Origin of the sequence: Rothia sp. HMSC036D11 (assembly GCF_001814205.1) — a bacterium.
Classification (GTDB): domain Bacteria; phylum Actinomycetota; class Actinomycetes; order Actinomycetales; family Micrococcaceae; genus Rothia; species Rothia dentocariosa.
Window position 1 is genome coordinate 334,310 of the sequence record NZ_KV815300.1, and the last position, 6,551, is coordinate 340,860.

The 6,551-nt window shown below is 53.9% G+C and carries 6 protein-coding genes and 1 pseudogene; 1 reads left to right on the forward strand and 6 read right to left on the reverse strand.

What is annotated here, in order from left to right; genetic code table 11:
* Positions 1 to 42 precede the first annotated feature (42 nt).
* Positions 43 to 717 (reverse strand): pyroglutamyl-peptidase I, encoded by a 675-nt coding sequence (locus HMPREF2958_RS06415; protein WP_070697381.1) that lies wholly within the window; start codon positions 715 to 717, stop codon positions 43 to 45.
* A 36-nt stretch (positions 718 to 753) separates the two neighbouring features.
* Here HMPREF2958_RS06415 and HMPREF2958_RS06420 point away from each other — a divergent pair, with 36 nt between their 5' ends.
* Positions 754 to 1,173, forward strand: coding sequence for a hypothetical protein (locus tag HMPREF2958_RS06420; protein ID WP_070697382.1), 420 nt, complete (start codon positions 754 to 756; stop codon positions 1,171 to 1,173).
* A gap of 98 nt (positions 1,174 to 1,271) precedes the next feature.
* On the opposite strand, the gene HMPREF2958_RS06425 is transcribed toward HMPREF2958_RS06420, so the two are convergent.
* The 5 genes and pseudogenes from HMPREF2958_RS06425 to HMPREF2958_RS11010 form a co-directional block, all read right to left on the reverse strand.
* Positions 1,272 to 1,817, reverse strand: a complete 546-nt coding sequence (locus HMPREF2958_RS06425; protein ID WP_004005139.1) for an LOG family protein — start codon at positions 1,815 to 1,817, stop codon at positions 1,272 to 1,274.
* A gap of 160 nt (positions 1,818 to 1,977) precedes the next feature.
* A complete protein-coding gene (locus tag HMPREF2958_RS06430) occupies positions 1,978 to 2,454 on the reverse strand; it encodes an NUDIX hydrolase (RefSeq protein ID WP_070697384.1) in 477 nt (158 codons plus the stop codon).
* Between the two features lie 42 nt (positions 2,455 to 2,496).
* Entirely contained in the window at positions 2,497 to 2,874 is a 378-nt protein-coding gene (locus HMPREF2958_RS06435; RefSeq protein WP_070697386.1) for a DUF488 domain-containing protein, read from the reverse strand.
* A 753-nt stretch (positions 2,875 to 3,627) separates the two neighbouring features.
* Positions 3,628 to 5,127, reverse strand: coding sequence for an amino acid permease (locus tag HMPREF2958_RS06440; protein WP_070697387.1), 1,500 nt, complete (start codon positions 5,125 to 5,127; stop codon positions 3,628 to 3,630).
* A gap of 339 nt (positions 5,128 to 5,466) precedes the next feature.
* Positions 5,467 to 6,551 (reverse strand): annotated as a pseudogene (locus tag HMPREF2958_RS11010) (hypothetical protein); the annotation flags it as partial.

A 6,551-nucleotide genomic window follows, 5' to 3' on the forward strand; every position in this document is an offset into this window, starting at 1 on the left:
GCCGCTTTCGTTCGTCTTCCCAGTTCTATGGCATGAATGAGCCTACATAACCTTGAGGGTGTCGCGCACCAGCTCCGCCACGATGCGCGCAACCACTGCCTCAGGCAGAGTCGGCACCGAGTCGCTCTCTACTCCCCCGGCATCGGCATGCGCAGTAAACGTTGTCTGTGCGTCAGAGGGCTCATGATCGACTTGCGTGGCGGGAATATGCACAAACCCCGCAGGAATCCGCCGCCCCTGGAGTTCCAGAATACGGTGTACCTCATAAAATACGTGGTTGCACACATAGGTTCCGGCGGTGTACGAAGTCTCAACCGGCAGTCCCACACCGCGCAAACGCTCATAGCTTGCCCGCACCGGCAGGGTCGAAAAATACGCTTCGCGTCCATCCGGGGCGATCGCCTCATCCACACGCACCACACCGTCATTATCCTCAATATCGGCGGAGTCCAGGTTGATAGCAACCCTCTCAAAGCTCACCTTATCCCGTCCGACTGCCACACCCAAGCTGAGCACCGCATCCGGGCGAATATCGGTCAGCATCTCTCCTAAAGCCTCTGAAGACCCCGCATAGCTCACCGGAATCTCACGGGTTATAACCCGTACCGCAGATTCGTCGGCGAGTAAATCAGCTACCTGTAGCGCTGTTACCCCGCTCGGGTTCACGCTCACGCCGGGAAACGGGCCGAAATAGGTGATGAGAAGGGTCTTTGTCATCATTGTCCTTTACACGTCGTCGGGTACCCTAGAGGTATGGCACGCACACACCGTCACAAAGAAGAACCCGTTTTTCTTCTCCAGGATACCCCCGATGCCCTGCGCGAAATCGGCGTTGATGATGAGCAGGAGGCGCTAGCCGCTGTTCGTGAACCCGCGCAGGCGTTAGAAGGTGCTTCGTTCCTTCAGGCGGTGGGGCGGTTTTACCGCTTCTACACGCTCGGTCGCGGGCACGCCAGCCGCTCCGAAGTGCTGTGGGCATTACTCTATTTGATACTCTCCACCGGCGTGGTACTGGGAGTGACGGTCTATCTGGGCATGCTCTCAGAAGACCCTCACATGGAGTCCCTGATTCGGGTTCTCTATATGCTTATGATGACGCTCACGCCCGTATGGATTATTGTGCATATTCTGCCACTTTCTTCGCTTCTGAGCAGGGCGCGCGGTAAAAACTAGACGCGTCCACGCCCCCCCCTACCGACGGGTGATGCAAAAACGCCCGCAGCGCTCAGGCCACGGGCGTGTAAGTAGTTGGTTTCTCCAGAGCTTCCGGGCTATTTCCCAAGCACCTTCATAAGCTCTTCGGGAGTGTCAACAACAATCAAACGTTCCAGGTATGAAGGGCGCAAAAGCTCAGTGCTAGCCATATATTGCATCGCCTCAACGAGCTTATCCCAGTACCCATTAACATTCAGGAGCGCCACAGGCTTCGTGTGAATCTTGAGGAATTGCCAGCTAAATACCTCGAAAAATTCTTCCAAGGTTCCGGGGCCACCGGGCATCGCAACGAAGGCGTCGGCCTTATTAATCATGGCGATCTTACGCTGATGCATGGTATCGACAATATCGAGGGTTGTCTGCCCGGGGTACACGCCCTCCCACTCCACGAGCTGGTGGGTGACCACGCCGTAGACTTTGCCGCCCGCATCCAGGGTCGCGCCCGCGACGGTTCCCATCAGACCGGTGCGGCCGCCTCCATAAACTACCCCCACGCCACGTTTTGCGCATAGGGTTCCCAACTCACGGGCGCAGGCGGCAAAATCGGGGTCATTGCCCATAGTAGCGCCGCAATACACGGCAAGGTTAAAACTATCTCTCATGTTCTGCTTCTTTCATCGGATGCGTTCATACACGCGACGGTGCGCGGAACGCGTGCGTCAACGTAAAATTTTTACGGGTGATTTATCCCTATGCACCCTACCGCCTCCGCGCAGCCGAGCGCAAGCCTTATCGCTCATATCGCGCATATTTTCAGCGGATTCACAGCGGCACCGATGGCGTTTCGCCAGGACTTATGCTGCAGATAAGCGGGAATATACACTCAGTGTTCAGAGGTGCCTGATCGGTATAGTCCGCTGCGGGGTCTACCCAACGTAATTCAGCAATTTCGGCATGCGGGCTCAGCTGCTCAAGTATCTTTTCCTCTTGCGGATGCGGCATATATTCAAAAGTTTCGGCACGTACCACGAATCCGCTTTCGTTCAGGGCGGGGGCGTCAAACTTGCCAAGGTACACCATCTGGGCAGGATCCGGCGCAAATCCCAGCTCTTCAGTAACCTCACGCACCGCCGTATACAAGGGGCTCTCCCCCGCATCGGGTTTACCTCCGGGCATCATAAACCCATGTGAGGCGGCTTTACGCACGGTCAGTACGTGCCCGGCGTGATTGCGGATTACCACTGCAGAAACATGCACAATTCTCTGTGCCGTATCAATTGCTGAATGTTCATCAACCATCTTTCTACAGTAGCTTATGTACAGCGCGTATCAGCCAAAATTTCAGAGGCTCTTCAGCCGGTCTATGAGGTAATCACGCAGAATGACCGCGTGGTTGCAGGTAGGGCTCTTAGCGCCGTACAAAAGCGTAACGCGAGAGGACTGGAGCTTCTGCGCACCCGCAACCATACGCTCAAGCTCGGGGTACACCTCTGAATTACTGTCAAGCTCGTTCAGATAGCGTTGTTTGAAGGATTCAAAATTCTCTGGTTTATGCCCAAAATCTCGGCGAGCCTCCGTCGAAGGAGCTAAGTCCTTCGCCCATTCATCAAGATGAGCCTTATCTTTTGAGACTCCGCGCGGCCAAAGCCTATCAACGAGTACCCGGTATCCGTCATCCGGGAAAGGCTCTTCATATATGCGCTTAATAACTATATCCATAGTGCCAATCCTACGCCGGAGAATCTGTCTGGTACACCTAACGTTAAGATAGGTGACCCGCCAGGATATGTACATTATCGATGTATGACTACATGCTCTATATATATGATATTTTTCCGGACGAAAGTATTTTCTAATTTTATTGTGGAGTATATATAAAAATTTTCATCATCAAAAGAAAATACTGCCACGTCTAAATCCCCAGCTTTAGTGCGTTCACATCAATTCCTGCACGGGCAGGCTTAGACCCCCGCCGTGCCTCTACCCTAAACACGCTACGGGGGTCTTATCCTAGCTTGAGCATTCATGTCTGTGCTTTTTCCCAGAGGGCACATCCCCTGAAAACAGTGAGTGCTTCAAACGAATCTATACATCCCCGACGATACCTTACGGGGTATTCTCATAGAGCGCTCACATGAGGCTTAACCGATCGTAAACCTACGAATGCACGAACCAAAGGTCAGGAAGCTTCATATCGTACATAAGAGAAGGTTCACAATAGTGAACGTTCTATGTCTTTACAAACATACCCTGCTCACAACACGGAGGTAAAGCATTTCGGGCAAACTTTATTATATCTTTATATTTACCCACGGAGTTGAAACATATATACCGTTAAAAAATGGTACTACCGCATAATAGTTTACCGTGAAACTCTTTATCAAAATGTGATTTTATAGCAATAAAACCCGCCGGGGAATACCTCACGATATTCCTCCGGCGGTCTTTTTATTGATAATTCGTTCGCCGAAATTACTTGCTCGTTTTAACCTCAAGACCCGAGACATCCACCTGTTCCAGCGGAATCAAACGGTCGCGGGTTACGATAGCGTGAATAGCCCAAACTGCCGCAAAGACCGGCAGGCCTATATATGAGCTCATCACGCCCACCCAGTCTCCCGCAAGGATCGCCTCGTAGTTCTGCCCACCGATCACCAGCAGACACATAATGAAGGCAATAATCGGCCCCACCGGGAAGAAGGGCGCCGTATAGGGAAGGTCGTTAAGGTTATGCCCCTGCCGCATATATGCACGGCGGAACCTATAGTGTGCCACCGCGATACCAACCCAGGTAATGAAACCGGCTAGACCCGAAACATTAACTAGCCACAGGTAGGCCGCATCCGGCGAAATAACGGAGGCGATAAATCCGATAGCTCCCACGGCGGAAGTTGCCATGAGGGCGGGCATTGGCACGCCCCCCTTATTGACCTTCGTGAAAATCTTGGGGGCTTTACCCTCCTGCGCGAGTGAGAACAACATGCGTGCCGAGACATAGAGGCCCGAGTTACCTGCAGAGAGCACGGCGGTAAGAATCACGGCGTTCATCGCTGCAGCGGCGAAGGCAATACCAGCGCGTTCAAAGATAAGGGTGAAGGGAGAAATGTTAATATCGCCTTCGGCTGCGGTGAGCAGATTCGGATCGGTGTAAGGAATAAGGAATCCTATAACCACCATGGCACCGATATAGAACAGCATGATGCGCCAGAATACGCTGGTGAGTGCGCGCGGCACATCGCGACGGGGGTTCTTGGATTCTCCGGCGGCAATACCGATCATCTCGGTACCCTGGAAAGAGAACCCGGCGACCATGAAGATAGCGAAAATAGCGACGGGCCCGCCTACAAAAGGAGCTTCGCCCGTGGTCCAGTTTGAAGTACCCGGTGATGCGCCTCCGAGAACCCCGAAGATCATCGCAATTCCCGCAATTAAGAACACGATAACGGTGACCACCTTAATAGTGGCAAGCCAGAATTCGCCTTCACCGTAGGCTTTGGCAGAAAGAGCATTAAGCCCCGTCAAGAGAACTAAGAAGATGCCCGCCCACACCCACGAGGGAGTTTCAGGAAGCCAATACTTCATCACTTCCCCGACCGCTACAAGCTCGGCCGCGACGGTGATTGCCCAGTTAAACCAGTAGTTCCACCCCATGGCAAACCCGAAGGATGATGAAACGTAACGTGTTGCGTAGGTTTGAAACGAACCTGGGACGGGCAGATGCGCTGCCATCTCACCCAGAGACTGCATGAGGAACAGCACCATAATACCGATCAGCCCGTAAGCAACGATAGCGCCGCCCGGCCCGGCGGTAGAGATAGTTTTGCCGGATGCAACAAACAGACCGGTGCCGATAGCGCCGCCGATGGCGATCATCTGCATATGACGTGCCGAAAGACCGCGTTTCAGATCAGTATCTGCAGCAGCATCACTCGCATCCGATGCTGACGAAGACTGTTGTGAAGTTTGTGCCATTGTTTTCTCTCTATTCTGAAACTTCCCAGATATGCGGGTGTCACACAGCCATCAGCTTTCTCCTGGTGTTCCCTCAATATCTAAGCCGGAAGATCTTATGTGCGTATCCTCTGAAGAAACGCCGTTACGGCATCCTGAAGTATTTCTAATGATGCCTAAATTTTTCTAATCAAGCTCTAATACTACATCTCTCATACGTGCTACGCCACTTCGAAAGCTGTATGTGCACTGCCCCCATCTAGGCAATAACCGTCTTTACGCACAAAAACGGGGTGGATACCTCATGAGAGAGATACCCACCCCGAATTTGTAACCTCTATAACGACAATTCGTCGTTAATTAGGCCTTGTTGCGGCGAGTCAACAGAACCACAAGTCCGGTCATCAGGGAGAGCAGACCCAGCCCAGCGGCGAACAGAACGCCACTGACACCGGTGTGTGCCAAGCTTCCTGACTTCTGGGAGCTCGCGGAGCTACCGTTGTCTGCCTGAGTGGCCTGGTTAACAGCTGCGTTGCCGCCGCCGTTCACCTGTGCGGAACCGCCGTTGCCGTTATCGCCAACGAGACCGGCACCACCGCCATTAACATTGGGAGCATTGCCGACGAGGCCGGCGCCGCCACCATTGTTATTCTCAGAACCGTTGCCAACAAGACCGGCGCCGCCACCATTAACATCTTCAGAAGCATTGGTGTTCACGGCCTCGCTACCGCGGGATACCGCGCCAGCGTTGAGGTCAATATCGACATCGTTGCTGATGGTCACAGTACCCTGATGCTGGGGAGCCCGGTTGTCACCGGTCTGACCCAAACCACCCCGACCGTTGTCGGAATCGTTATCAGCAGTCAGGCCCAGTCCGCCATGATCTTGATGACGCTGCTGCTCCTGGAGGATTTCGCCTTCAGAAGTGCGAGTGTAGCTCTCGCTCAGCTGACCGAACTGTGCACCCTGGCTTTCGCTTCCGGTAGCCTGTCCAGTTTCGGTGGTGGTGTTGCCACCAACCTGACCGAGACCGCCCTGACCAGTGGTGTCAGGAGCTACCGACTGCGGGGTATCGCCAGTCTGACCCAAACCGCCGTGACCGTTAGGTGCGGGCGTATTTCCAGCATTACCTGGGGTGTTAGGAGTAGCGTTATCGCCTACCCAACCAAGACCGCCGTGACCGTTAGGTGCGGGCGTTACGGCATTATTTTCCCCAGGAGTTACCTGAAAAAAATTACCGCCGCCTTGGAAGCAGTCGTCACCGCCGTTGTCCCACTGGCCCCATCCGGGAACGGTTGCGCCAAAGTCCCAGCCACCTTGGTAGTGACCGTTGAGGTTGAAGTCACCTTCGTAGTAGCCGCCGCCACCGATGTTCCAGTCGCCACCACCCTTGTTGTTATCGGGGGTGCTGGGCTGACCGGGCTGACCGGGCTCACCGGGGGTAC

Coding starts and splice junctions, on each gene's coding strand:
- HMPREF2958_RS06415 (WP_070697381.1), bottom strand. CDS start 717: ATGACAAAGACCCTTCTCATCACCTATTTCGGCCCGTTTCCCGGCGTG.
- HMPREF2958_RS06420 (WP_070697382.1), top strand. CDS start 754: ATGGCACGCACACACCGTCACAAAGAAGAACCCGTTTTTCTTCTCCAG.
- HMPREF2958_RS06425 (WP_004005139.1), bottom strand. CDS start 1,817: ATGAGAGATAGTTTTAACCTTGCCGTGTATTGCGGCGCTACTATGGGC.
- HMPREF2958_RS06430 (WP_070697384.1), bottom strand. CDS start 2,454: ATGGTTGATGAACATTCAGCAATTGATACGGCACAGAGAATTGTGCAT.
- HMPREF2958_RS06435 (WP_070697386.1), bottom strand. CDS start 2,874: ATGGATATAGTTATTAAGCGCATATATGAAGAGCCTTTCCCGGATGAC.
- HMPREF2958_RS06440 (WP_070697387.1), bottom strand. CDS start 5,127: ATGGCACAAACTTCACAACAGTCTTCGTCAGCATCGGATGCGAGTGAT.